The following is a 25,228-nucleotide window of genomic DNA, read 5'->3' on the forward strand; positions in this document are numbered from 1 at the left end:
GTAAGAGAGACATTTGTGGCACAAAGGCGCACTACTACGCCGCCTCCGTCCGCTCTTCCACCCGCTAGCATTCTCGCGGCTCTTACGAGCAACTGGTGGTATGAGCGTTCCCTGATTTCCCATCGAGGAGTGATAGCAATCCGTAGCTGCCTGCTTTACGCCGGGCGGGCAATGGAGTAGTGCCCATCGGACCAAGAAGCCAATGAGCCAGCCGCCTTGCCATTTTGGCTAGAGGGTAACAGCCATTTTCCCTCGACGGCGCGTAACGACATTTACGCAGGTTCCTTACGTCAGCATAGATCGCAGGGGTAGCCCGATGGCTCCTTTGGCTAGACCCATCTGGTACATTGTCAGCGGGCTTCCTACCCTCAGCAGTGCCACTGCTGAACGCAGGCCGCTTACCCCTCGTACCACTACTTAAGTACGACTCTTTGAGCAACTCCTCGATAAGCGAACAGGCGCACTCTTAGTCCTACCTCAAATAGGGATATCACCATGACATGCTCGCGCGATAGCTGAATGCTCATATCTTTTCTCCACAATTCCTCCACACCGGCGTGGATAAGTTCGTGGATAAATGGGTTGTGCCAGAGTCTATGGTTCAGGTATGCTTCTTAGGAACGAGCGTTCTTTCCTCTCTTACGCCCGACGGTGGCCCCTCTATTTCTTCTCCGATCTTATTGTGCTTTTTCTTATCAAAGAAGGGAACCATCATGCCTGCAGCCATCGAGGAAGAGGAGCAGCATCTCGCTCCGCGCAGTCTTGTTGTCCGTCGCCGGCCGAGGCCAGCGCCAGGGAAAGCGCCAGCGGTCCAGACGGTGCGTGCCTCTCAGTTCGCAAAACCACGAGCGCAGCGCACCACCACAACCGAGGAGGTACAGAAATTTTCGCGGCCGTCAGCTCCACCGAGGTCAGCGCGTCAAGGAGGGAGCTGGCTCCTGCCACTTGGGTTGGGAATGTTGTGCGCTCTGCTGCTTGCCCTCGCTGAGTCCATGGCGCTGACCTGGAGTAACACCTTCATCGACCAAATTCACTATGGCTACCCGCGAACGACCCAGGTGGACCACATCGTCGGACACGAACGCGATCCACGAATAGCAACGCACTTTACCGCTATTAATCTGAAAGGCCAGGTGTTGATTTTTGAGGTTCCTGGCGGCTATCCAGAACATGCGCGACTCCTGCAAGGCCCTCGCCTTGTTGGCCCTGGCGCTGACCTGGCACCGGTCATGCTCACCTTCACAGGTGATGCACAGCATCCTGACCTGGTAGTTATAGTCAATGGGCTGCAAGTGATGTTTCACAATACAGGAACGAGCTATGCGCCGTTTCGGTAGTGCGATGCGAGCAGGGACCACACCACCAGGTTACTGCACCTCGCGGTCATACTGGAATGTGGTCCCCTCAATCCGCACATTGTAGTATGTGTAATACTCGTCACCCAGCCTCACTTCTGCACAGCCTGCGCGGGTCTGCCCAATCGCAACCATCGCGAAGGCCAAAGCGCCTAGCGGCATTTTTGCCACCATGGGGATCGTGGCAAAGGCTTGCTCATCGGTTATGGCTCCAAACAGGCGCACCTCATAGGTTGGCCTCATGTAGGATCTCCTTCCTTCATGTTCATCTTGCTTCCATTCTATCAGCTTGTGCTTGTGCCTACGTGCATACTAGATCAAGCGGGCGAATCGGCTCAGTTCCAGGCTCTATCGCTTTGTACGGTGAGACAACCCATAATATCAAATGTCATTCCCACTAAGGGGGCCTTGGCAGGTAGGTTCTACGACCCTATAATACGAAGAATATGAACTTTACTCCGCAGCAAACAATGTATACACGATCTCGAGATGTAGGCGCGCTTATTGATCTCACCACCCAGTTCTGGGCTACTTATGGGGCCTGCGCTCGGGCTGCGCGTGGTCGCGTCCTTCTTCATCTTCCTGGTGGGCATAAGCAGGTTATTAGGCTTCTGTCCTGGTATCCTATTAGGTACCTGGATGTTCAGACAAATAGCCTCCTCCTCGGCTATCCTCAGGATCTTATCTATGACCTAGAGCGTATTTCGCTTACGGCTACGACAGAATACGGCCTGGCCAAAGGCGTTCTTCTGCCGAATTACGAAGATGAATACGGTGTCCTCTAAGCTCGACTTTGTACATTTTTTTCTTTGGCTAACAAGTGCTCTGAGCCTCTCCTCCAGCGAAAAGAGCTTCTGAAGAGCCCTGGGAAGCCAGCAGCAAGGAAAAACGTTGGACCAGCTGCCCTTTTTCAACGTCACCTGCACCAGCCTGATGTTGAAAAAGTCGGCGAGCGGAGAAGCACCCTGTATTTCGTATCATGGGGATTTTTACATAACCCCCCATACGCACCAACTTAAGCAAGGCAGAGGCAAAAAGAGGCTCCATCTGCGATGATATCAGAAAGAGAAACCTGATATCGAGAGCAGAAGGAGCACAGACAGGGCAAATGGAGCACACGTCGAGCAGTCTTTGAAGCACATCCTGGAAGAACGAGCGAATGTCCTGGCCCGCGAAACGGGCTGTATTGAACGGCAGAGAAAATTCAGTGGAGCCGACCTGCTGCAAACGCTGGTTTTTGGCTGGCTGAGCCATCCGGATGCTAGTCTGGAGCGGCTCGCATCCATGGCGACCATCCGCAAGGTGGAAGTGACAGATACCGCGCTGCACAAACGCTTCACGGAGCCCTGTGCCCACTTCTTGCATGCGGTGTTTGAGGAGATGGCCAGTGTGGTCGTTGAAGCCAGCCAGGATGTCCCGTTGGAGCTCCTGTGTCGCTTTCAGTCAGTCGTGCTGGAGGATAGGAGCAGTATCGCCCTCCCAGAGGAATTGGCAGAGCAGTGGCAGGGATGTGGGGGATCTCCTGGAAAGGGGCAAGCTGCGGTGAAATTGCATGTTCGTTGGGAACTCAAACGGGGACAGGTGCAAGGCCCAAGGCTCACGCACGGACGGATCATTGATCGATCCAGTCCGTTCAAAGATGATGGCTTGCCGGTGGGAAGTCTGTATATCGCCGATCTGGGGTATCTGGATTGGGGAGCGATTGCTGCTCGACGAGCGGCTGGCAGTTACACGCTCACTCGTGCCCAGGCCAGAACCAACTACTGGACGCCGGAAGGCAAACCGCTGGAACTGGATGCGCTGCTCCCACAGCAGGTCGGACAGACCCACGAACGCTGGGTTCGTGTGGGCAAAGAGCATCGGCATCTGATGCGTCTGCTCATCTTGCGAGTTCCCCAAGACGGAGCTTCGCGACGACGCGCCAACTTGGAGGCTGATGCCAAGCGACGCGCTCAACCCGTGCGGGAGCAAGCCTGGAAACTGGCCGACTGGACCATCTTGCTCACCGATGTCCCTGCGAATCTTCTGAACTTGCAGGAGGCTCTCGTCCTGGTGCGGGAACGATGGCAAATGGAAATGCTTTACAAGTTATGGAAGCAATACGGGCGGATTGATGAATGGCGCACCACGAATCCCTGGCGCGTGCTCTGTGAACTGTATGCCAAGCTCATTGGACTGCTCCTGCAACACTGGCTCATTCTCCTGTTCGCCTGGCAAGATGAGCAGCGCAGAATGCCGCAAACTGGCACAGGTGGTCCGCGATACCGCCAGTTCGCTGCTGGAAGCTTTTGCAGGGGAGCGCTCGTTTCTCTCTGCCCTACAAGCCATCCAACGTCGCATGCGTTTAGGGTGCCAAATGAACAAGCGCAAAAAGCATCCCAATTCCGCCCAACTCCTCCAGCGGAGATCGACCAACTGGGCTTTGAGTCCTTAAGTTGGTGCGTATGGGGGGGTATGCAAAAACCCCCTAATAGGTCTGTGCTGAAGCTTCGCGAGTATCTGCCACGTACCATGTGAGCAGGAGCTCTTGCGTCGTGTGGTTCTCGGTTACGACTACCCACGGCCACTCTGAGTATTCCAGTGCAGCCTGGTCATTTCTGCTCAGTTCAGTGGAACCGCTCGGGTGACTGTGAAACACGGCTACGATAGACAAGTCTGCTTCTGCTGCAAGCAGGCGCACCCGGCGCATTTCGTGATCGGGGATAGCAAAGCCACCAACCGTACTGACGGCGTTCAGCGTGCTCACCACCCTGTGCACAATCAAGCGTGTGCCGACGCGGCTGCCGAGCAGGACCCCGCAGCACTCGCGTGGGTAAGCGGCTTCAAAGGCATAGTGTAGTTGAAGGCAGTGCTCAGCTAGTATTTCCATCTTTCTGTCTTTTTTCTACTCCCCTGGACTTTCGTCCACCAGTTAGTGGAGTCCAAGATTGAGAACGTTTAGTGAATTTAGAGAAATTATAAATTTGACGCCTAAGCCCACGGTGCCAACTATCATTGCCAAAATGCCTAAGAAGAGCAAAACCTTTCCCAACTTGCAGACCCACCCATCATTACCATCGTTACAGTAATATGTGTCAAGGTAACCCCCGATAAGAACCGATAGCAACCCAGCAGCGAACACGATGATAAACGGGTCATTCCCGGCATAGGTGGACAAGCCTGTATCCTCGAGTTTGCGCTTATGCTGAGCAAGCAACTGAACACTCTGGAAGGCTCCGCTCAGGATCACATCCGCTATTTCCAGATCGTGTGGCTCGCTTGCCACGAGGCCCAGGGAAGCCCCATTGCTCTGGTCAAATTGTTCCACCATGCGCTCGAATTGCCCGCGTCTCAACAAACCATCGAGGCTTTGCGGAGCACCGGAGGCAGAATGTATCAGGACGGCGCGCTGTACCTGCTCTTGCCCCGCCAGCTTGACCTCGCTGACCAGCTTCCCGTCCTGAAGCACAAGGAGACCGCCCAATTTCTTCATATTCTCGTCCAGGGTGGTCCAGAGATCCTCTGTCAGTCCCTCGTCTTTCAGAAGCTGCCGCGCCTGCGGGTCGTTCGTGAGGTCATTCCACAGGTCATTGATCTGAACAGAGCCAGCGGCTTTGACGCCGTCAATCCAGCTGTTGAGCATGTGATCTAACCTGCCCGCTTGTTTGAGGTGTTTTGTGGCTCGCAGTGTGGCCGCCGCGAGAGTCTGCCCATCGGACAGGGCCTGGCTCGCCTGCGCTTGCACCTCATGTTCAAAAGTCAGCGGGACGCCCTTCTGAGCCGCCTTCCAACTCCGGGCCTGTGTCAGATAGTTCTGATAGCTGAGCAGGCTGGACGCTTTCTCCAACGCCAACTTCTTGTCCTGGCGTATGGCGCTGGAGTTGATCGGACCTTGAGAAGACAACTGGGGCGACTGCGTCATCGCCGCGTAGAATTTGGAAAGGATGTTTTCGTTAGACATTATATTACTCTCCCAATTGTTCCTCACTCCCTCTTTAGGAGTTACTTAATACTCCGGTAATTGGTGCTTTTATTACATCGAGCGGCGACGCCAGATTCCATCTCACCACGAGAGCGTGCAACGTGCTAGAGGTAAAACCTCCGATATCTGCGATGGTGAACTGTTCGATTAAGGGAACATACATAGGCAGGAGCTGCGCCACGAGCAGATTCTGGAGAGCTGGCTGCAACTGCGGTTGGGTGCCCACTGGCTGATCGAACATTTGTAAACTGAGCACGAAAGGCTCGACCGCCGGTGCGGCAAGGTCCCCCAAATCGGTCACCTGCTTGCCATTGGGATCCCATAATGCCAGGAGTTGAACAGTCTGCTCGGACACGAGTCGCAGCGGGTCTCCAAGTGTGTTGTTAGTGGAGGCCTTGATGCTGCTCTCTTTGAGCGTGTCGCTCAAGTTCACCTGAACCCGTGCCTTGCCCGTTCCCGTCTCATCCGAGTTCGAGTCTATGGGCATTTCCACCGGTACATCCCCAACGATGGGAGTATAGATGGCATTCGCATGCCACAGTCCCGCCAGGACCGCCGAAAAGACCTTATCCGAGACGTAATAGGCAAAGTCTCGCCCGGAGAGGAATGAGCGCACCATGTTAAAGACACCGCCGGAATCATCGCCGAGGCTGACGCAGAATGTCAGGACCTGACCCTTGTCATCTTGCACGAGGAGATCCTGGACATGCAGCGCCGGGAGTTGCAGGCGCGCAAGCTGATTGGGCGTGAGGCTGCCAGCGAGCGCTACCGTGGGCGATAGACCCACGTCGGCTTGGTTCAGCAGCGGGGCGATGGTCTGGGCCAGCAACGAGGCGGCATAATCGGTCTTGAAGAATTCGACCAGGATGGGGTCGTTCGACTCGTAGGCGGGCTGTACGCCTTCGAAATTGAGCGCCAGCCAGAATTGGAGCGCAGGAGAGAAGATTACCAGTTCGGCGGGCACATGCATCAGCGCCGTGCCTACGGTTAATGGTATCCGGTCTCCCTTTGGCAGGGCGCCGGGACCCGACCCTTGGGTGATGCCGCCGATTGAAATAGTTCCCTCGGTGATGCCTCTGACTGATGATACTCGGTTTCCACGGGAGCCGCCGGGAGCGGTTCCCTCTGTGCCACTGGTTGCAATCAGATCCATGCTGGGCTTGAACAAGTTGAGCTGTACCGCCCAACTGAGGTCGACCATCCGTCCAGGTCGAATGCGCGAGCGTGCGGTCGCCCTCGATCCCGCGGTGGTCCCCGTGGTGATATCAGACAGCGGCGGCCAGTGGAAGGTTTGGGGTGACGGATCGATCATCTGGACTTCGACAAACAGCCCACCCCGAGCAAAGTCGATCGGCCTGATATGCGGCTGGATTGCCGCCCGTAGACCGGGAGGCACAAGCTCCGATTGGTACGGCACACGAACGCTCAATTGATTGAGGCCGCGCTGTTCCAGGTTGAAAGTCAACGCTCGGCGCAGCAAAAAACTGCTGAACTGCAGGACGGAATCAAATCCTGCGGGTATGGTGCTGGGCGGTTGCTCAAACTCATTCACTCCGCTTACCATGCCCCCCGGGAATAGTTGAGAAAGAACCATAGTTTCCCTCCTTGCAGCCTATGTTGCTAGTATTGTGATGGACGACAATTAGATGGCAACAATAAATGGCGTCAAACTGTATTGGTCTCTGAGTGCCTCCGCCAGTTTTTCCGCGTATGGCCTAATAGGCCGACCACAACCTCGGACCTGCCGCTGGTGAGTTCCATTAACGGCGGAAGCTTGACTAAGTCCAGATGATTCATGGTTTTTCACCGTTTCAAATACTGGTGCAGCGAAGCAAACGCCAGACACTTTATAGACGCCACATCTGAGGTTTATTGGGTGATACAGAGGTAGGCCCAGGAGTGCGTCTGTTTGCTTATCGAGGAGTTGCTTGAAGAGCCGTACTTGAGTAGTAGTACGAGGGGTGAGCGGCCTGCGTTCAGCAGTGGCACTGCTGGAGGTGGGAAGCCCGCTGACAATGTATCGGATGGGCCTAGCCGAAAGGGACCATCTGGCTACCCCTGTGATCTATGTCGACGAATGGGGCACTGCCCCGCGAAGGAACTCGCACAAGTGTCGTTACTACCGAAAGGGGAAATGGCTGTTACCCCTTAGCCAAAATGGCATGGCGGCTGGCTCATTGGATTCCTGGTCTGATGAGCGCTACTTCATTGACCGCCTGGCGTAAAGCAGACAGCTACGGATCGCTATCACTTCTCGATAGGGAATCAGGGAACGCTCACACCGCCAGTGCTCGTAAGAGCCGCAAGAATGCCAGTAGGTAATGGCAGAGATAAGGTGTAAAAGCAGCTTCTGCAGTTTGAGCGGCTCATATGGCTGTCCCAGGAAGGAATCCTTGCCATATACCTCTATCCGTTAACGAGAGCGCAGAAGAGTCAGATCGTCCGTTTAGCCTGGGTGTGTGCCTACTGGGTACTGCATCCTGGGGGGACTGTTGAGCACAGACATACGCGAAGTTGGCAACTGTTAGAGGTCTGGGAGGTTGAGGTAGACGCGGATCTCTTCGCCGCTGTTGAAATAACGTTCACAGTGCCTTCAGGCTAAAGCTGCGTATAGAACGGCTGTATAGCAAAACACAACGGGTGAAGAACGTGATACGCGAAAAGGAAGGATTGCGACAGTAGGCTCCGGTTCGCGTACCTGGGTGCTGGTAGTAAGTGCGACGAGTTGACAGATTTTTGGGTGAAGAGTGAACAACCGGTGCGAAGAGTGAACAATCGTATAGATGTCCCTGGAAAAACCGCCTCTCATCTGGTATTCTTCTTTTGAAAACTGTAAATTGCGTCCTTTAGACCACTCTTGTCGGAAGGATACGGATGGTTACACTGGCTGTCGCTTGAGTAAAAAGAAGCAACAAGAGGCAACGGTAATGCACAAACAATTTGAGCACGTGGTGGTAGTGGATGTTCGCACCACTTGCTGGGAAAAAGGAGCACGACCAGAAGATGATGAGCATGAGATCATCGAGATCGGGACGTGTATCCTGGATATTCCCACCCTCTCGATTGCTCAAAAGCAGAGCGTCATTCTGCGACCACAGCGCTCGAAGATCAGCGCCTTTTGTACCGAGCTGACCACCTTGACGCAAGAACAAGTCGAGGCTGAGGGAATTGCCTTTCCGCAACTCTGCTTGCAATTGAAGCATCAGAAAATGCACAAGTATGCCTGGGCTAGCTTTGGAGAAGATCATCGACTTCTCGTCGAGCGCGAATGCCTCGCCCGCCAAGCCCCCTATCCCTTAAATGCTCTCCATTTGAACGTGCGATTGCTGACCACCTTCCACCTCCAGCTTACCCAGGCCCCCAGCCTGGCTCGCACGCTTCAGATGCTTGGACTCCCACCTCAGGAAGGACACCGTGCTGGTGATGCGGCATGGAGTTGTGCCCAGGCCCTAGCATTCTTTCTAGCGCGTTTGAGAGGACAGCCCGAAGCAATAGAGATAGGGGTGAAATGAAGGTTACTGCGATCAGGGGCAGGCCATCGGGCGTGACGAGCACTACGTAGCATGTTCCCAAAGGGCAAAGGAGCGAAAGCATTGATCACCACTTGGTGCAGCGGAACGAACATGCGCGATGACAGGAACTGTCACCTACGAGTTCCCATGCCAGCAAAGACACGCTCACCTCGCGAGGTCTCTCCACCTATTCTGAGAGAGCATACTGGCCTATTAGGCCTATACACAGTTCGCTTCGCTCAGCTATTTGCGTCGTCGCGAAGAGGGTGAGTTGCCGCGCCTCCTGTTGCGCCGTTTGCGTTGTGGCGTCAGGGATCGAGCCTTGAGAGCGCTTTGTTGGATGGGCGAGTTAGCTTCTTGAGCCATTGCGGGTTTGAGGGGAACTCCTCCCCAGACGGAAACAATGTATTGCTGGCCGATATTCATAAGGAGGGAGACGACGCGGTAGAGCGCCAGGCCTGCCGCGAAGTGCCAGGCAATGAGAACGGTCATGGCGGCAGGAAGAAGGAGTAGCAACCATTGCATATTCTGTGAGATATGTTGCATGGTGTCGCGTGTCTCGACTGCGGCCAGTGGTTGGGTCAGCCAGGTCTGGAGGAGGGTGAGTAGCCCGGTCAGTAGCGGTAGAATCGCCGTGGGATCGGGTGCGCCAAGCGAGATGTGCCAGGTGGCGTTGAGCACCGTGAACCACGTGAGGTGCAGATTGGGGAGAGAGGTAACGTGAGCAACAAAGGGATAGAGATAGCGATTGATGTCAGCAACCGAAGGCGCTTGCAGGATCATATTAAGGGCGAAGTATAGCCCAGAATAAATGGGAGCCTGAATAAGTAGTAAGAGGAAGGTCGAACTGGTACGAATACCATTCGCCTTATACAGTTCTTGCAAAGCGCGTGTCTGAGCCAGGCGATCAGAGGTATAACGCCTACGAAGCGCCTGAATCTCGGGCTGGAGCCGCCTCATCACTTTGCCCTGGCGCACCTGTCGCAGCGTCAGGGGCAGGAGGAGCACTGAGATGCTGACCGTCAGCATGACCAGTGCCAGGCTAAAATCCCCAAGCCAGGCATATAACTGAAGTAGGGCGTTAAAGATGGGATACGTAAAAAGCGTGTGGAAGAGATCTAGAATACTGGACATAAATTCCCTCACCAGGTAAACAAGTAAAAACTGCCTTTTACTTGTTTACGTCAGAAGAAATATAAAGTTGAATAAGGTGTGTAGTGGCGTGCTGGCTCTGCCAGCGCGCCACTACACACCTTATTCTGCTCTCCATAGTGGCCTGTTAGGCCCAGGCGCGAAGTTTACAACACTAAGGCGTGAGAGAGCTTCAAACCAAGCAGTACATTGTAGGGTTCGCGTGATCGAACATCACCGATAGGTGCCGTTATCGGCACTGTCCATCGCTCAAGATAGTCCAATCGCAACTGACAAAAACGGACTCGTTCACTTTGGGGCGAGGTGGGGATCACATAGCGGATCTCCACCTCCTCATTCGTTACAACGACGCGGTCGATCAACAACTCGATCAGCATCCGTTTTTCTTCAAAGGTAGCCTCAGCCAGACCGTGCTGAACATGCTGACAAAACGCTTCAATGGACTGAACCATGGCCGCTAGTTCGTCGCGCTGTCCAACGTTGGCTTCTAACTGACGAACTTGCTCAGCCAGAACTTGGAGACGCTGCTCCAGTTCTTTCCGCCGCCGTGCGTACTCCGAGAGGTCGAACACCTGAGCCAGATAGGCGTCGGTAAGCCGTTCCAACTGATGCTCGATGCTCACGCGAGCTTTGCGGAGATTCTCTCGTCGCGCGTGGAGTTCTTGCGGGAGCCACTGCCCACCCCGCGCTCGCTGGAGGGCCGCTGTGATCATGTCAGGATGTGTGAGAACCTGGCAAACATCTTGCCAGACGAGATCATCGAGCTGGCCAGTCGGGATGAAACGCGAAGGACACTTTTCCTGACGGCAGGAGACCAGAGGCTGGTTCTTCCCTCGGCAGGTATAGTAGGCATACCCTGGATGACTGGTGTGACCGATGCACGCGAGATGGCAGATCCCGCAACTCACCAGCGCACGCAAGAGGTACGAATGCGCCGTGTTGTTACGGCGGGCAAATTGCTGGTTCTGAGCTAATCTGGCTTGCACTTGCTCGAATTGCTCCTGGCTGATAATGGCAGGGATCTGAGCGATGGCGGTCCACTCTTCTGCAGGGGTTTGAACATGCCCCGTACGCCCTCGGCCGATGGGCATGACAGGGGACTGTCGCCTCTGGGCAGGGGTTGCGTGTGTCCGACCGATATACACTGTTCCCGTATAGACCGGGTTGGTGAGAATACTACGCACTGACCCTGGATTCCAGCGGGACTTGCCACTAGAGGTGGGCACCTGATGCTCCGTGAGGTGTTTCGCCATCCCGAGCAGCGTCTGCCCACCTTGTGCGTAATGGACAAACATCTCTGTAACTGTGGCCGCTTCTGCTGGCTCCACACGGACTCCTGTTGGATCGCGTGGCCGTGCAGGATCAACGCGATACCCATAGGGAGGACGCGTCCAGGGCAACAGTCCACCAGCTTGATACTTCTGGAGACGGCCACGCCGCATCCGCTCCGCGATCAGACTGCGTTCGTACTCCGCCACGGCTCCCCGGATCTGTAACACCAGTTGATCGTGAGGGTCCTGACTCATGGGACGATCGGTAAATTCGACTTGGCACCCTCCTCGTTCAAGTTCTTCTGTCAAGAGCACCTGATGGATATACTTGCGGGCTAATCGGTCGGGCGCAGTGATCACGACGCGGTCAAACTTGGCTAAACGAACTTGATCGCGTAAACGATCCAATCCTGGTCGCCGCAGATTGGCCCCGCTATAGCCGTCGTCACGAAAAATGTGCTCATCACACCACACCCATCCATGTGTTTGGCTATGCTTCCGAAGTTGTTCTAATTGCTGTTCAATAGTTTGCGCTTGCGCCTGGCGTTGGGTAGACACGCGCACATACATCGCTACGTTCATCCCTTTCCTCCTGATGTGGCGCTTCCTGCAAACGGCCTGGTGGCGCATCCAAGCTCCATCGGACCAGATTCTGATACGCTTGATCCCATCGTTGTTGCGCGTCGGCTGTTGGGACGACGGAACGCCGGACGCTCCACTGACGTGTCTTCATACGTATCCTCCTGAGAATCACATGCCCATTCATGTGCCTCATTAGGATACCTTGTTTGTGGAGTTGCCGAAAGGCGCCTGCGTAATGGCAATCTCCACCAACTGAAATGGAGAGAGCTGATCCGGCTCAGACAGAATTTGTCGTTTGTGATTGTACCATCAAATCGCCTCTATGCTGCTGATAAGATGCAGATTTTGAGGATGATCGATCAGAAAAGACAGTGCCGATAAGATTAGTAAATAGCGTGAATGTTCGACGGTTTTTAAGCTCAATGATGGGAATTCGGCGCGAATGTTGGGAAGCGACTGGCTCACTGAAAGTGAATCCGCTCTAGAAGCAGCTTGTTGCATGCACACGGTGGAAATTCATGGCAGCGTTTTCTTGTTTTTGTTGAGCGTGATTTCTGTCACATTTCAGTGCCACTCTTCGTTTCTGCAGCAGAACATCATTGTCATAAAAACGGAGGGAACAACGTGATGCGATGCATGACGCCACTTGGCGCAATCATCCTGGGTGCCATTGCCGGCGCTGTAGGGACCACGGCGATGGACCTCGCACTGTACGCGCGCCACCGTGCCAGCGGCGGTAGCGACCGATTCCTGGCCTGGGAATTCGGCGGCAAGAGCGATTGGGAGAGCGTCTCGGCCCCCGCACAAGTGGGCCGTCGCCTGTATGAGGGCTTGCTGCAACGTCCACTCGCCGACCGTTGGGCTCGCCTGACGAATAACCTCGCGCATTGGGGGTACGGCATCGGCTGGGGCTGCACCTTCGGGGTTGTCGGTGGAACGTTGCGCCGCCTGCCCCTGGCGGCGGGCCCAACGTTCGGAGCCTGCGTGTGGGTGAGCAGCTACGTCACCTTGCCGCTGCTGGGGCTCTACAAGCCAATATGGAAGTACAGCTTCACAGAGCTGGCTCCAGATCTGGCCGCGCATCTCGTCTACGGCACCGTCACCGAACGCACCTTCAGCACACTGGCATGACGAGCCGTCACGTCACTGAAACTCAAAGAAGCGAACATGAGGCGAACCACGTTGCTGTGAATTTACAAAAACGGTGTGCAAACGTCCGCTTGTAGAGTGGCTTTTCTCAGACGCTGAATGGTCGATTCCCATGTTTCGCGCCGATTTCCTAACATTCACCTTAAAAACCGTCGATCATTCGCGCTATTTACCAAAGATGCACTGGCCGCTAACGTTGTAAATTTCTCCGGCGGGCCTAATAGGCCAGAATGTTGTTCTGGTTTTCTCTGACGTATATCTTCGCCCGAAATGGAATTTGACCCATAAACCTGCCCAAAGTTTTCTTCTCCCAGATAGCTCGGATTTTCATTCACGAACCCACGTTTCACGCCTCAATCTGGTGGAGAATTACGTCAATGCGGCGAGAAAATGCGTCACTACCTTGTTTTTGATTCCAAAGTTGGGTATGCTCTCAGCAGAGGTATCCAGCACGCCATGCGGAAATGGTTGTAAATGTGATTACTGAATGGCGTAGTTTTTTGATAAGTATATGATGCTTATCGCAGATAGCCTTCCCAAAGAGAAAGCTCTTGAACCCGCTTACAAAGCCCTTTCCCTCGTTAAGGGAGGGAAAAAGCAACACCGAAATTACGTCAAACAATTATCAAATTTTGTCGCCATTTAGTAATCATATTTACACATGAATGAAGGTGGGCCATCGCCATGACCGGAATCGAAGCTTCGACCTCTCTCCCTCCCTTGCCGCGCTGGTTCGGACCTAGAGCCAGCCCAGATGATCCGGCCGTCTCGGCCCTGATCGACCGCGTCGCGCGCGGGGCCGGGTGGGCAGACATCGGCGGTTCGTTCAACCTCAACGTGCGAATAGACGCTGAGACGCCGGTTGTCCTCCGGGTTCATAGGCCGTGGGTAACGCGCGGCCGAGTGGCTGGATTGCGACGCCTGCGCGAGCGGCTCCAGCGCACCCAAGTCCGAGTCGCTCGGCCGATTCGGATGTTCGGCTCCGACTTTGTGAGGGTCGCTGATCGTTGGGCTGAGCTTGAGGAGTTCATCGATCACGTGCAGCCACCGGCGACCCAGGATTCCTACGTCCGCCTATTCGAGGAGCTCGGACGTCTTCACGCGGCGCTCAAAGCAGTCTGGGAGCCCAGTCCGCCCGAACCTCTCGACGACCACAGGACATTCGGCCAACTGCGTTACTCGGTCGGCTTCACTCGCTGCCGGCTCGGACCCCGTAGCGAGCCGGTCGTGCGTCGGATGCGCCAACTGATTGGCGAGCTGTCCAAGCTCCGCAAGGGTGTCGAACTGCCATTCGCGCCGATTCACGGTGACTACCGCTTGGGCAACGCGGTTGAACTGTCAGACGGCTCATGGGTCACCCTGGACCTGGATTTTGCGAGGGTCAGGGAGCGGCTGTACGACATCGCGGGCGCTCTGAGCCTGATGCGCGACCTTCCCGGCATCGCCACCAGCCTGAACCCGGGTGCACAGAGCGGCGAATGGATCGAGCCGCGACTACTGCTCGACGCCTATGAGCGCACCGCTCCGGAACCCCTGACTCCCGACGAGCACCGTTGGCTTCCCGGGGCTCTGGCCCTTGTACCCTTGCACTGGGCTGCCACCGCCGGACTCGCAGGAGACGGCGTCGAGGAGGCGGAGAGCGCAATGAGCGCCGCCGAGACCTGGTGGTCGCGTCGGGCTGAACTGTCGTCGTAGTCCGGCGGCTGCGCGACAAGATATCCTTGATCCGATTGCTGCCGCGACAATCCAGCAGTAAATGGGGAAAGAAGCCTGAAGCATCGATTGCAATCGCCAGACCCTCTCCAGTGATCTGGATATGTTCGACGCGCATCACTTCCGGTAGAGAAAGCAGAGATATCTCTTCCATCATGAACTCCCTCTTGCGAGAAAATACATGTTTCGATGAGACGCTATCACCTTTCACCGATATGTCGCAAAGCAAGCGAATGGTAAACCCCAAGAGTGGACTTGCACTAGAGCCGTCTTAGCCCAGACTTGACGCATATCTTCGCTATTTTCTCCCTCTGACGCATATCTCCCCCTTTTGGCGAATTTATGAATCTTACGCAACCTTGCTGATGAGTAATGTGGTATACTAAAAAGTTGAACATTTTTTCGCTTTTTTAGAGCTTTTTTGAGGATTCAAAAACCATTCTATGATCATTTTTCCAGACCTTCCTCACGTCGAAGTAGAAGGAGTAGAAATAGCTGAGGAGATCACCCTGACCTTACGGACGACCTCCCCAACTGCTCCTTGCCCCTCATGTGGGACCGTATCTTCGCGCATCCAAAGTCTCTATTCACGTGCACTCCGTGATCTTCCTTCGGTTGGACGTCCGCTTCGTCTCATTCTGCATGTGCGTCGTTTCTTTTGCAAAAAGAATACCTGTGCGCAAAAGATCTTCGTTGAACGGCTTCCAGAGCTTTGTCACCCTCACGCTCAGCGCACCAAACGGCTCCAAAAGGCCCTCTGTGAGCTCGGACTCAAAATCGGGGGCCAAGCCGGAGCGGATGTGGGAAGTGAGTTGGGCATCAGCGGAAGTCGCGATACCATCTTGCGTCTGGTTCGCCAATCACACCCGTCAGCTCAATCAGCCCCACACGTTATTGGGCTGGACGACTGGGCACGCAGGCGCAGGCTGCGCTATGGAACCCTGATCTGTGATCTGGAATTGGGCCTGCCCATTGACCTGCTTCCCGACCGCTCGGTCAAAACGGTCTCCACCTGGCTGCTCAAGCATCCCTCCATCAAGGTGGTTAGCCGCGATGGGTCCTCGGAATATGCGTCAGCTATTCAAAAAGGGGCCCCCCAAGCTGTACAGGTAAGTGACCGCTGGCATTTGGTGAAGAATCTAGCTGCATGTGTCTCAGTGCAATTGACCCAAAGCCTGACGCAACTGCGTCGTGCTGAGCAGACAGAAGCCAAGACCCTCGACGGGCAGCAACCCTCACCTGAACGTCAAAGTCATCCCAGGACACGCGCTGAGAAACGAGCACAACACGCTCGTCAAGCGGAGCGAACAACTCGTTACGAGCAGATGATGGCACTGCAACAGCAAGGGATGAAAAGCATTGAGATTGCGGCTCACATGGGTATGGCACCACGAACCGTTCGGGAGTGGCTTGATCGCGGAGATATTCCTTATTCCGGTTCTCGCAAGCCTCGAACACGTCTCATCGATCCCTACAAGACCTATCTCCTGGAACGCTGGCAACAAGGGTGCCGCCAGGGAGTACAACTGGAAAGAGAACTGAGAGCAAAAGGGTATAAAGGATCACCACGAGCCATCTATCGCTACCTGGAGACGGTAGATGCGTTGAGCTTTTCTGCCCGCAAAAGCGGTTCCCAATTAGCGACGAAACCACTCAATCCCCTCTTGACTCTCTCGGCACCACAGGCCACCTGGCTCTTTTTCCGCAAACATGAGGATTTGAAGGAAGAAGAACGGGAGACCCTTCAACAGTTAAGGCAGATGAGCCCACACCTTGAGACCGCCTACCAACTGGTAGAGATGTTTCTTCACATGGTCCGTGAGCGTACAGGAGAACAGCTTGACGCCTGGCTGGCAGCGGTGAAAGCCAGCCATCTTGAAGCGTTTGAGTCCTTTGTGACGGGTGTGCAACAAGACAAAGATGCCGTTCTTGCGGGATTGACGTTACCTTGGAGCAATGGTCCTTTGGAAGGAAATGTGAATCGGCTTAAGCTCATCAAAAGAAGTATGTATGGTCGCGCCGAAATCGATCTGCTCAAGCTTCGTGTGCTCCATCACAGCAAAAAGAGTCAGGAGAGAAAAAGGAAGCAAAAACAACAAGTGGCTCATTTGAAGAAACCGAAGAGTATGAAAAATGGCGTAATTTCCCAGCATACCACAACTGCGATCAGCAAGGTTGCGTAAGAATCAATTTATGTGTCAAACGACAATGTGATAACGTAAAGAGTGTTGGAAATGATAAATATACCTATTCATTGGGGTGTTGAAGTATCTGCTGATCAAAAGGCATATTTTGCAGAGCTATTACATAAACTTGCCGTAATAATTGATCCTGGAGATAGTTTGAGAGAAGTTCGCATTATTGCTGATAATGTTCTACCCTTAGAGGTCCAATTATGGGTGGGAAAACCCTATCAACCCGGACCTCATCTCCCAACCGGTGTTGCAGTTCCGGTTGAGCAAGGAAACGCTGTTGCAAGCAAGGTTTTTATTCGCAAAGTCTTCTTTGGTAGGTCAGAGACTCTAGAGGGGCAGCTCGAACAGTTATCTACCCTCTTTGAAGAACTTTATCATTGCCGGCTTTATCATCAAACCTGGCAGCGTCGTGGGTACATTAATTCCCGTTCTACCGACCCCTACTCCCACGATCTGTTTACAGTAAGCGGACAAGTACATGATGAGTATGCAGTTGCGCGACAGAAAAATATATTTTTCGGAGAGCGAATCAGCTTGCACGACGAGCAAGGACAAACTATTCCTTTTTTTATTGAATATGGTTCCTTATTAGCGGAGCTTCTCGACCAAGCTCTGGGACAATTACAGATTCGTGGTGTTTCCCACGCTCCACTTTCTGTACGTAAGAGTGATATGCTTTCTATTGCCTACCGTTTCATTTTTGAACCACTTACTCGTCATGCTGGCTTCTTAGCTCCAATTCCTCCTGCTTATCCTCTTCGTGTACCTAATAATACCCCAGAAAGTAGTACATTTTATCGAGATATTATTGCACCATATTGGACACCGATAAAAAGCGCTCTCGAATTATCTTTTGATAGTCAGTTTGCTGAAACTGAAGAAGCAGTGCATATCATAAGCACAACAATCGATGCATGCCTGGATAAGCTTCTGAAGATCTAGTTTTGGCCTCTGAGGAACAATAGAACTAAAGTGTACACTAAGCCAAAGCGTTGTTTTGCTTGATAAGCCATGTGATGGTGCGTTTAACTTGTTAAACAATGTTTTAGGGTGACAAGGAGAGGTCCGTGAAAGAGTTAATCAAGCGTATTGTGGCTATTGGTATAAGCGTGATCGTTTTTGTATCAAGTGTTCTGGGTATTGCCCAGACCTTTGGCTTTACCCTGCACTTTACCGATATCTATATCCCTAATCCAATTATCATTATCATCTCGATTGTGGTTGCGGCTCTTTTGTTTGTGGCTGCATTTTTCTTGGGAAGCATATATGTGTTACGTGTGATTGTGATGGGTATTGCAAGCTTGCTCGCTCCCAAATCTCCAGAGGAGCAAAAGCGTTTGCGTGAGATTGTGAACCAGATGCCCTCTATGGCAAAAAGTAAAGAGCCTGGCGTTTGACTAGGCTCTTTGTGTGGTGTGGGTGTAGTTATTCCCCTTGTAGCTTAGCGTACATTTTCGTTCCACTGTTTTACAAAATTTCAGTGAAAGAAACCAGATGGGGAGCGGCTTTGTCCAGGAAAGTTTGTCCCAGTGCTCAAGATTGAGGGCAACGTTTCACGTTTGCGGGCCAGATCTGCTCACTTCGTCGGGCATTTACCATTCGTGTCACCAGGGGCAGTGTGATGGTGAATTTGAGCTCACGTGGGATTAATGGAACGAAAAAATCACGCTACGTTAGCTGTCATGAGCCGCAAGGTAGCGGGTATTTAGGGCATCTTTAACGTGTTTTGTTCACCTTGACACTCAAGCATAGAATGCGAGTATGTTTGTCCATGTTATGCATGGAGAAGGCTTACCCGGCTTAGGAGTGGAATGCTAGACCTTTGGTCTGTGCTAGCGTGAACAGAGATTGTCCCCTCACTCCGTAAAAAGCCGGGCAGGTCATGCTATGCGACAAAAAGATGCGCCCCTCCAGATGGAGGGGCGCTCTGGTGTTTGCTTACTTAATCCGTTTCCATTCGTCAAGGTGCTGCTGTAATTCAGCAATGAGATGAGGCTGTAACTCAATCATCATGCCCTGGCCAGAGTAGTTGACAACCTTCTGAACAAAATCATGTACGGTCATTTCCATAGTTCCCACCAAGTGTGCCGGTGGGGGACCAGACACACACCAGAGCTTACCAGCTTGCGCGATGAGTGATAGTGGCTCCTGGTGGTCTTTAACTTTAAATGCCAGGTGAAACACGCTCCTAGTAGGCTCACGCATCTCTACACGTAACCCTACCAGCATGTTATGCTTGCCAAGATTCCCATAAAACCATGTGCATATGGCATAGCCGCCCTCTTCTGAGTGGCGATCCAAGAGCGTTTTAACATCTGGCCTCTCGGAAAGATTCAGCCATATAACAGCGATACCATCGCCAGGACTAAGCATCAGTATATCTACATCATCCACAGGTATAGCCGAGCGAAGCATCAACGTCAAATCTTCCATCTTGCCTCCCTTCTGTTATCATGTAAGCAAGAGCTTTGCTCTTTTCCGATCTCACACCAGGGCGGGCTTGTGCTACCATTGCTCGTTCCTGGTGCTTCTGTGTGAATGCCTCTAGTATACTCTACATTTGCTTTATGCGCTTTTCCATCTCTCGCCAGGCGTGGGGATCACACTGAGACAGGACTAGGATCTTGACGAAAATGTGCATTAGCAGAGGTAGGGCTAGGAGTGCGCCTGTTCGCTTATCGAGGAGTTGCTCATAAGAGCCGTACTTAAGTAGTGGTACGAGGGGTAAGCGGCCTGCGTTCAGCAGTGGCACTGCTGAGGGTAGGAAGCCCGCTGACAATGTACCAGATGGGTCTAGCCAAAGGAGCCATCGGGCTACCCCTGTAATCTATGCTGACGTAAGGAACCTGCGTAAATGTCGTTACGCGCCGTCGAGGGAAAATGGCTGTTACCCTCTAGCCAAAATGGCAAGGCGGCTGGCTCATTGGCTTCCTAGTCCGATGGGCACTACTCCATTGCCCGCCCGGCGTAAAGCAGGCAGCTACGGATTGCTATCACTCCTCGATGGGCGCATCAGGGAACGCTCATACCACCAGTTGCTCGTAAGAGCCGCGAGAATGCTAGCGGGTGGAAGAGCGGACGGAGGCGGCGTAGTAGCCAAATGCCTTCCTGTAATGGGATGGACACGGTGAAGGTCCGCCAGGGTAAGTCCTGAGAAAACGAAATAAACGGATAAAGGAAGGAATGCAGATGACGAGAGGCTTGACCTCTTGGTGCGCCTTCCCATGGATTTCCATGAATCTGCTCTTCGCGAGTACTTGGACCCAACTGGAAAGCGCAGTGCGGTAAAAGTCGCATGCTGCGTTTGGAGGGGGGGAAAGGCCGCAAGGTCCTACCTATCCCTACTCACTAAGCGGAGCCCTATTGGGGTCATAACATTTTTACCCAGCAAAATTCCCGCTAAGCAGATGACATTTAGTACAATAGGGGTAAAATACGCATCATGACCTCTCAATCAGTCGTGAAGGTTGGCTCTCATCTCAGATGGTAGGATGAAGAGTCGTCTTTCTGCTTCGCTGGCTGCTCACGGGCCTCGATCGAATGCAGCTTCTCCATGAAAATAGCGCTATTGTCTGCTATTTCTCTCTATGCTTAGCGGGAATTTTGCTGGGTAAAAATGTTATGACCCCGAGATTATCACGCAAAGTGCGGGAGAGCCGAAAACATAGGGGAAAAATGCCGGGCCCCCCAGTATGTCTTTCTTGGATGTCACATTTTTCGCGTTTCGGCATCTCTATATAGATGAACTTGCACAGAGCAGCGCTCTCTGTGACGAAAAGCGCCTGCTGCTATAAGGAGAGTTGTATGCCGCACCAAGATAAAAATACTTCTCCGATAGATCATGACCAACTCTTTGATCGATATAACTCGCTCATCTTTGCATACTTGCGTTCGTATACCATTTCACTCGAGGATGCTGAAGATCTCACCCTGGAAACATTTATCACGGCGTTAGAGAGTATTGATATTATCACGTGGGAGGGACCAAGGCAGCTTGCTTGGCTGAGGCGAGTGGCTCATAACAAATTGATGGAACGCTATCGCCATCTCCAGCGCCATCCTATTCTCGCACTTGACCACCTCACTGATATCATTCCAGATAGCCCTCATCCCGAGCAGATAGTTTTACGTAACGAAGAGCAGGCGCAATTATGGCTCTATATTCAGCGATTGCCCCTTTTGCAACAGCGACTCTTGCTTCTACGCTATGGGTATGGATTACCGACCTTGGAGATCGCGACCCTCCTCCAGAAAAGTGACCAGGCGATCCGCAAACTGCTTTCGCGCACCATTTGCTCTCTGAGAATAATGTATGCTCATTCCCTAGTGGAGAAAGAAGAGAGGTCATGAACAAGCACGAGTATCAAGATTTTCTTCCAGAAGAAGCAGATAATGTAGAACTTATTGCACACGTACAGGACATTCATCGCACGATGCCTCAAGATGAGCAGGCACTGGATCGCCTCCGAACGCGCTGGTACACAATGCGCCAAGAAGCGTTCTCGGGGTCCAGCACCCTTTCACCCAAACCCGAAAAGACACCAGTACGCAGAGACTTGCACAAACGGTCAACAGCCCTCTCCACCAAAGGGAAGACCTGGCTACGCCCACTAAATGCGATTGCAGCCATTCTCATCGTCTGCCTCTTAACCGGGACATTTCTCGTCACCATTTCTTTCCTCAAGCAGAGAACGATGACAACGGTCTCACAAGCAAAAGGAACATCCGGGATATGGCTTGGTTTTAGCCAAACATTCACTATGCTTGATGAGCAGGTGGGATGGATGATGGATCACCATCTCCAGACAAAAGAAGGGTATGCATCAGTGGAGCGTACAACTGATGGAGGGAAACACTGGCAACAAGTCACGCCGAACCTCTCTCCTCAGAAAGAATACTCATGGTCACTCTATGTACGCGACAAGCTAACGGCTTGGCTCATCACGAGATATGATGGAGAAAGATACGCAGCACTCTACCGTACGCTTGATGGGGGAAGAACATGGCAACGTTTCAATTGGCCTTATGCATCAGTACCCCTGGATTTTATGACGTTTACCGATCAGAACCATGGGTGGCTCCTACTTGTGGAATCCCCTTTCGTCATCAATCTCGGTGATGTCAGAACAGGAGCATATAATAGCGATGCTGATAAAGGGCTCCAGCAATTTTTGCTCCATACCAATGATGGAGGAAAATCCTGGCAAAAGATCGGTCCACTTCCAATTGCAGGAAGGATTGAGCAGGTGCAGTTCTTGGATGAACACACGGGGTGGATCACAAGTGAGACAGTTACATTGAAAAAAGGTGCGTCTCTCTCGCAACATACTGGGTACCTCTATGTGACTCATGATGGTGGACGTACGTGGCAACGACAATTACTCAGTGCCACGCTGGCAGGTATCAAACCAAATGCCTTTCTCAATCTCACGTTTTTCAACACGCAAGAAGGGTATCTCTATGCGGAATATAGTGATGTGGACGTGAACTTACACTATTACTTATATGTGACCCACGATGGGGGCACATCCTGGCAGAGAAGCGGGAATGCACTTCCCTACAAGGGCTTAATCATCCCTCCTGTAGAGATCCCCCAACAACAAGTCCTCCCTGATAGCCAACATATTGTCCAATACCAGGTAAGCCAAATTCCGTCTCAGATAGAAGCTATCACCATCTTCTCACTGATCAATGGTCGCTGGCAGCAAACTCAAGCCACTTTTCAGAGACATAATACGACGACTTTAAGCATCATACAGGGCTTTAGCTTCCTCTCCACCCAGAGGGGATTTGTCATGATCCAAGCAGAGCGGGGGGCCGAGAATTCTACCATACAATCGATGGAGGTAAGACGTGGCAGAAAGTGGGCAGCATATCATGATCAGCACATCCAAACGACGTTGCACCACCGCCTAAAGCAGGGGTGAAGGGGTTACGACAGGTGCCGGAATTTGGGGTCATAACATTTTTACCCAGCAAAATTCCCGCTAAGCAGATGACATTTAGTACAGCAGGGGTAAAATACGCATCATGACCTCTCAATCAGCCGTGAAAGTTGGCTCTCATCTCAGATGGTAGGATGAAGAGTCGTCTTTCTGCTTTGCTGGCTGCTCACGGGCCTCGATCGAATGCAGCTTCTCCATGAAAATAGCGCTATTGTCTGCTATTTCTCTCTATGCTTAGCGGGAATTTTGCTGGGTAAAAATGTTATGACCCCCTATTGGGACCCGATGGAGCCCGTATGGGCACAAGTGGGGACCTGGCAAGCGAGAAAATAGGCGCGGGACAAAAAGGTACCCGGACAGATGCTATCCGGGTACTAATGGGGCGAGAATGGAGATGTCAAGAATACCATTTGTGGATAAAGGCCTCGATAGAATGAGGACGAAAGAACTCAGCCTCAACGAGAGCTTCAAAGGGAGCTGCCAGAAAGTCAAGAGAAGCATGGTTCGACATGCGCGCAAGAATGTCCTGATCCCGTGCTTCTGTATTCAAGAGAGGCGCGCCTTGGCGAATATAGGGGTTTGCCTACAGTTGGAACAGAAAGTTGGAATAGGAAAATAGCCCAAAAGATCCATACTTCTCACAAAGAATTTTAGAAAAGCTCTTCAGAAGAAGACGTCAGGGGACGAAGAGGGCGACGGTGACCTTGAGCAACACTCTCAGGAAGCACGAAATGATAGGTACCATGAACATTGATATGCTGAAAGCGAAGCGGAGCAAGTCGTTCCACATCCTCTGATCGAACCTCTTGTCCGCTGTTGCGTAGCTCGTCCAACACGTCCTGGATATACCAGGTGTTCCAGAGAACGATCATGTTGACCACAAGCCCAAGCGCACCCAACTGATCTTCCTGGCCCTGGCGATACCGTTGACGAAGCTCCCCTCGCTGTCCATGAAACACATGTCGAGCCACACTGTGCCGTCCCTCTCCGCGATTTAATTGGTTTTGAATACGTCGGCGATAGCCTTCGTCATCAATATAGTTGAGTAAATAGAGCGTCTTGGCAATCCGACCAACTTCCGAAATGGCACGTGCAAGCGTTGTTGGCCGTCCTCCTCGTTGGAGGGATTGGATAAGTGTCGAAGCGTGAACAGTATAATGGATCCCATAATTAAGACAAAATGTTGAGGTGGCTGAAGGTGGAAGGAGGAACCATGTCGGTCATAAGAAAAACGTACACAACTGAGTTCAAAATGAAAGTGGTGAGGGAGATTTTGCGAGAGGAGAAAACACTCTCACAAATCGCTTCGGAATATGGAACGCATGCCAATGTCATTTCCCGATGGCGAGATCAAGCGCTCGCAGCTCTGCCAGGATCCTTCAATGACCAGGCAGCAACAGATCAGGCCGCCAAAGAAGCGGCCTGGGAAAAAGAACGTGAGGAATTATATGCCGAGATTGGGCGCGTTGAGTACACAACTGGCCTGGATCAAAAAAAAATGTGGCCACCTGCTTGACTCGCGATGAGCGAGTCAGGCTGATAGACTGGAGCAAGGCGAACCTTTCCTTAAGCGTACAAGCTCAATTATTGGGACTCAATCGAAGCAGCCTGTATTATCAGCCAGTTCTGCCTTCAGCCGAAGAAATTGCGCTCAAGCATCGGATTGATCAGATGTATACTGACCATCCCTACTATGGATCACGCCGAATCACGGAGCAACTCAAGCGAGAAGGAATGCAGGTCAATCGCAAAGCAGTCATCCGGCATATGCATGAGATGGGGTTGGTCGCGGTCTATCCTGGTCCCAATCTCTCAAAACGTGCTCATCAGGCTGCAATCTATCCGTACTTGCTTGCCAATATCACTGCAAGTTACCCCAACCATATCTGGGGGTTAGACATTACGTACATTCGGCTAAGGCAAGGCTGGCTCTATCTCGTCGCAATTTTGGATTGGTATTCGCGATATGTGCTCGCCTGGGAACTTGATCAGAGCATGCAGGTAGCCTTTGTGCTCGAGGCCATGCAACGGGCACTCGCTCATGCCAAACCCGTCATTTGCAACAGTGACCAGGGAAGCCAATTTACGAGCACACCCTATCTTGACTTGCTCAAGGCTCATGATGTGCGCATCAGTATGGACGGAAGAGGAAGAGCACTTGACAATATATTCACAGAACGCTTGTGGAGAACTATTAAGTACGAAGAGGTCTATATCAAAGATTACAGGAGCCCTCGGGAGGCACGTCGCAGTTTAACGGAATACTTGCAATTCTATAACGAGCGTCGTCTTCATCAATCGTTGGAGTATCGTACTCCAGCAGAGCTGTACTTCAAGTAAAACATGAGGAACATGACTGAAAAACACAAGGCCATGTTCCTCTGGAACCCAAC

20 protein-coding genes and 2 pseudogenes are annotated in these 25,228 nt (G+C 52.5%); 13 read left to right on the top strand and 9 right to left on the bottom strand.

Features of this window, described 5'->3' with window-relative positions; genetic code table 11:
- Window positions 1-713: 713 nt before the first annotated feature.
- Window positions 714-1,337 carry a hypothetical protein gene (locus KTE_RS28765; protein ID WP_201387498.1) on the top strand — a complete coding sequence of 208 codons (624 nt, stop codon included), beginning with the start codon at window positions 714-716 and terminating at the stop codon, window positions 1,335-1,337.
- A gap of 30 nt (window positions 1,338-1,367) precedes the next feature.
- Here KTE_RS28765 and KTE_RS28770 read toward each other — a convergent pair whose 3' ends face one another.
- Window positions 1,368-1,598, bottom strand: a complete 231-nt coding sequence (locus tag KTE_RS28770) for a hypothetical protein (protein ID WP_201387500.1) — start codon at window positions 1,596-1,598, stop codon at window positions 1,368-1,370.
- A gap of 227 nt (window positions 1,599-1,825) precedes the next feature.
- Here KTE_RS28770 and KTE_RS28775 point away from each other — a divergent pair, with 227 nt between their 5' ends.
- Window positions 1,826-2,140, top strand: coding sequence for a hypothetical protein (locus tag KTE_RS28775; protein WP_201387502.1), 315 nt, complete (start codon window positions 1,826-1,828; stop codon window positions 2,138-2,140).
- A 346-nt stretch (window positions 2,141-2,486) separates the two neighbouring features.
- On the top strand, window positions 2,487-3,872 hold the full coding sequence (locus tag KTE_RS28780; protein ID WP_236600716.1) for an IS4 family transposase: 1,386 nt from the start codon (window positions 2,487-2,489) through the stop codon (window positions 3,870-3,872).
- Here KTE_RS28780 and KTE_RS28785 read toward each other — a convergent pair.
- From KTE_RS28785 to KTE_RS28795, 3 genes are read right to left on the bottom strand one after another with little or no spacing between them, the layout of a single operon-like run.
- Window positions 3,823-4,224 (bottom strand): Mov34/MPN/PAD-1 family protein, encoded by a 402-nt coding sequence (locus KTE_RS28785; protein ID WP_201387510.1) that lies wholly within the window; start codon window positions 4,222-4,224, stop codon window positions 3,823-3,825. The two genes, KTE_RS28780 and KTE_RS28785, sit on opposite strands and share 50 nt — an antisense overlap.
- A 42-nt stretch (window positions 4,225-4,266) precedes the next feature.
- Complete coding sequence (locus KTE_RS28790) at window positions 4,267-5,295, bottom strand: hypothetical protein (protein ID WP_201387512.1); 1,029 nt, start codon at window positions 5,293-5,295, stop codon at window positions 4,267-4,269.
- A gap of 34 nt (window positions 5,296-5,329) precedes the next feature.
- On the bottom strand, window positions 5,330-6,733 hold the full coding sequence (locus KTE_RS28795) for a hypothetical protein (RefSeq protein ID WP_201387514.1): 1,404 nt from the start codon (window positions 6,731-6,733) through the stop codon (window positions 5,330-5,332).
- Between the two features lie 544 nt (window positions 6,734-7,277).
- On the opposite strand from KTE_RS28795, the gene KTE_RS28800 reads away from it, so the two are divergent.
- A complete protein-coding gene (locus KTE_RS28800; protein WP_201387516.1) occupies window positions 7,278-7,541 on the top strand; it encodes a hypothetical protein in 264 nt (87 codons plus the stop codon).
- 702 nt (window positions 7,542-8,243) lie between these two features.
- On the top strand, window positions 8,244-8,828 hold the full coding sequence (locus tag KTE_RS28805) for a 3'-5' exonuclease (protein ID WP_201387518.1): 585 nt from the start codon (window positions 8,244-8,246) through the stop codon (window positions 8,826-8,828).
- Window positions 8,829-9,071: 243 nt separating this feature from the next.
- Here KTE_RS28805 and KTE_RS28810 read toward each other — a convergent pair whose 3' ends face one another.
- The 3 genes from KTE_RS28810 to KTE_RS28820 all read right to left on the bottom strand — a co-directional run bounded on the left by KTE_RS28810 (window position 9,072) and on the right by KTE_RS28820 (window position 11,984).
- Window positions 9,072-9,962: a membrane protein insertase YidC gene (locus tag KTE_RS28810; protein WP_201387520.1), complete on the bottom strand. Its 891-nt coding sequence runs from the start codon at window positions 9,960-9,962 to the stop codon at window positions 9,072-9,074.
- A 164-nt stretch (window positions 9,963-10,126) separates the two neighbouring features.
- Window positions 10,127-11,833 carry a recombinase family protein gene (locus KTE_RS28815; RefSeq protein ID WP_201387523.1) on the bottom strand — a complete coding sequence of 569 codons (1,707 nt, stop codon included), beginning with the start codon at window positions 11,831-11,833 and terminating at the stop codon, window positions 10,127-10,129.
- A complete protein-coding gene (locus KTE_RS28820; RefSeq protein ID WP_201387525.1) occupies window positions 11,772-11,984 on the bottom strand; it encodes a hypothetical protein in 213 nt (70 codons plus the stop codon). Before KTE_RS28820 ends, KTE_RS28815 begins: the two co-directional genes overlap by 62 nt.
- 344 nt (window positions 11,985-12,328) lie before the next feature.
- Between KTE_RS28820 and KTE_RS28825 the strand changes: the two genes are divergently transcribed.
- The 5 genes from KTE_RS28825 to KTE_RS28845 all read left to right on the top strand — a co-directional run bounded on the left by KTE_RS28825 (window position 12,329) and on the right by KTE_RS28845 (window position 18,287).
- The gene (locus KTE_RS28825; RefSeq protein WP_201387527.1) at window positions 12,329-12,964 is read left to right on the top strand and encodes a DUF1440 domain-containing protein; all 636 of its coding nucleotides are present in this window, start codon (window positions 12,329-12,331) and stop codon (window positions 12,962-12,964) included.
- A gap of 702 nt (window positions 12,965-13,666) precedes the next feature.
- Window positions 13,667-14,677 carry a phosphotransferase enzyme family protein gene (locus KTE_RS28830; RefSeq protein ID WP_201387529.1) on the top strand — a complete coding sequence of 337 codons (1,011 nt, stop codon included), beginning with the start codon at window positions 13,667-13,669 and terminating at the stop codon, window positions 14,675-14,677.
- A 461-nt stretch (window positions 14,678-15,138) separates the two neighbouring features.
- Complete coding sequence (locus tag KTE_RS28835) at window positions 15,139-16,878, top strand: ISL3 family transposase (RefSeq protein WP_201387531.1); 1,740 nt, start codon at window positions 15,139-15,141, stop codon at window positions 16,876-16,878.
- A gap of 51 nt (window positions 16,879-16,929) precedes the next feature.
- The gene (locus KTE_RS28840) at window positions 16,930-17,832 is read left to right on the top strand and encodes a hypothetical protein (protein WP_201387533.1); all 903 of its coding nucleotides are present in this window, start codon (window positions 16,930-16,932) and stop codon (window positions 17,830-17,832) included.
- A gap of 125 nt (window positions 17,833-17,957) precedes the next feature.
- Window positions 17,958-18,287 carry a hypothetical protein gene (locus KTE_RS28845; protein ID WP_201387535.1) on the top strand — a complete coding sequence of 110 codons (330 nt, stop codon included), beginning with the start codon at window positions 17,958-17,960 and terminating at the stop codon, window positions 18,285-18,287.
- 541 nt (window positions 18,288-18,828) lie between these two features.
- Here KTE_RS28845 and KTE_RS28850 read toward each other — a convergent pair.
- Window positions 18,829-19,323 (bottom strand): hypothetical protein, encoded by a 495-nt coding sequence (locus KTE_RS28850; RefSeq protein WP_201387537.1) that lies wholly within the window; start codon window positions 19,321-19,323, stop codon window positions 18,829-18,831.
- Window positions 19,324-20,694: 1,371 nt separating this feature from the next.
- Between KTE_RS28850 and KTE_RS28855 the strand changes: the two genes are divergently transcribed.
- On the top strand, window positions 20,695-21,240 hold the full coding sequence (locus KTE_RS28855; protein WP_201387539.1) for a sigma-70 family RNA polymerase sigma factor: 546 nt from the start codon (window positions 20,695-20,697) through the stop codon (window positions 21,238-21,240).
- Window positions 21,237-22,817, top strand: a complete 1,581-nt coding sequence (locus KTE_RS28860) for a hypothetical protein (RefSeq protein WP_201387541.1) — start codon at window positions 21,237-21,239, stop codon at window positions 22,815-22,817. Before KTE_RS28855 ends, KTE_RS28860 begins: the two co-directional genes overlap by 4 nt.
- A 668-nt stretch (window positions 22,818-23,485) precedes the next feature.
- Here KTE_RS28860 and KTE_RS28865 read toward each other — a convergent pair.
- A pseudogene (locus tag KTE_RS28865) lies at window positions 23,486-23,986 on the bottom strand (Tn3 family transposase); the annotation flags it as partial.
- Window positions 23,987-24,048: 62 nt separating this feature from the next.
- Here KTE_RS28865 and KTE_RS28875 point away from each other — a divergent pair.
- Window positions 24,049-25,175 (top strand): annotated as a pseudogene (locus tag KTE_RS28875) (IS3 family transposase).
- Window positions 25,176-25,228 lie beyond the last annotated feature (53 nt).

Source organism: Ktedonobacter sp. SOSP1-85 (assembly GCF_016587415.1).
In the GTDB taxonomy this organism is placed as follows: domain Bacteria; phylum Chloroflexota; class Ktedonobacteria; order Ktedonobacterales; family Ktedonobacteraceae; genus Ktedonobacter.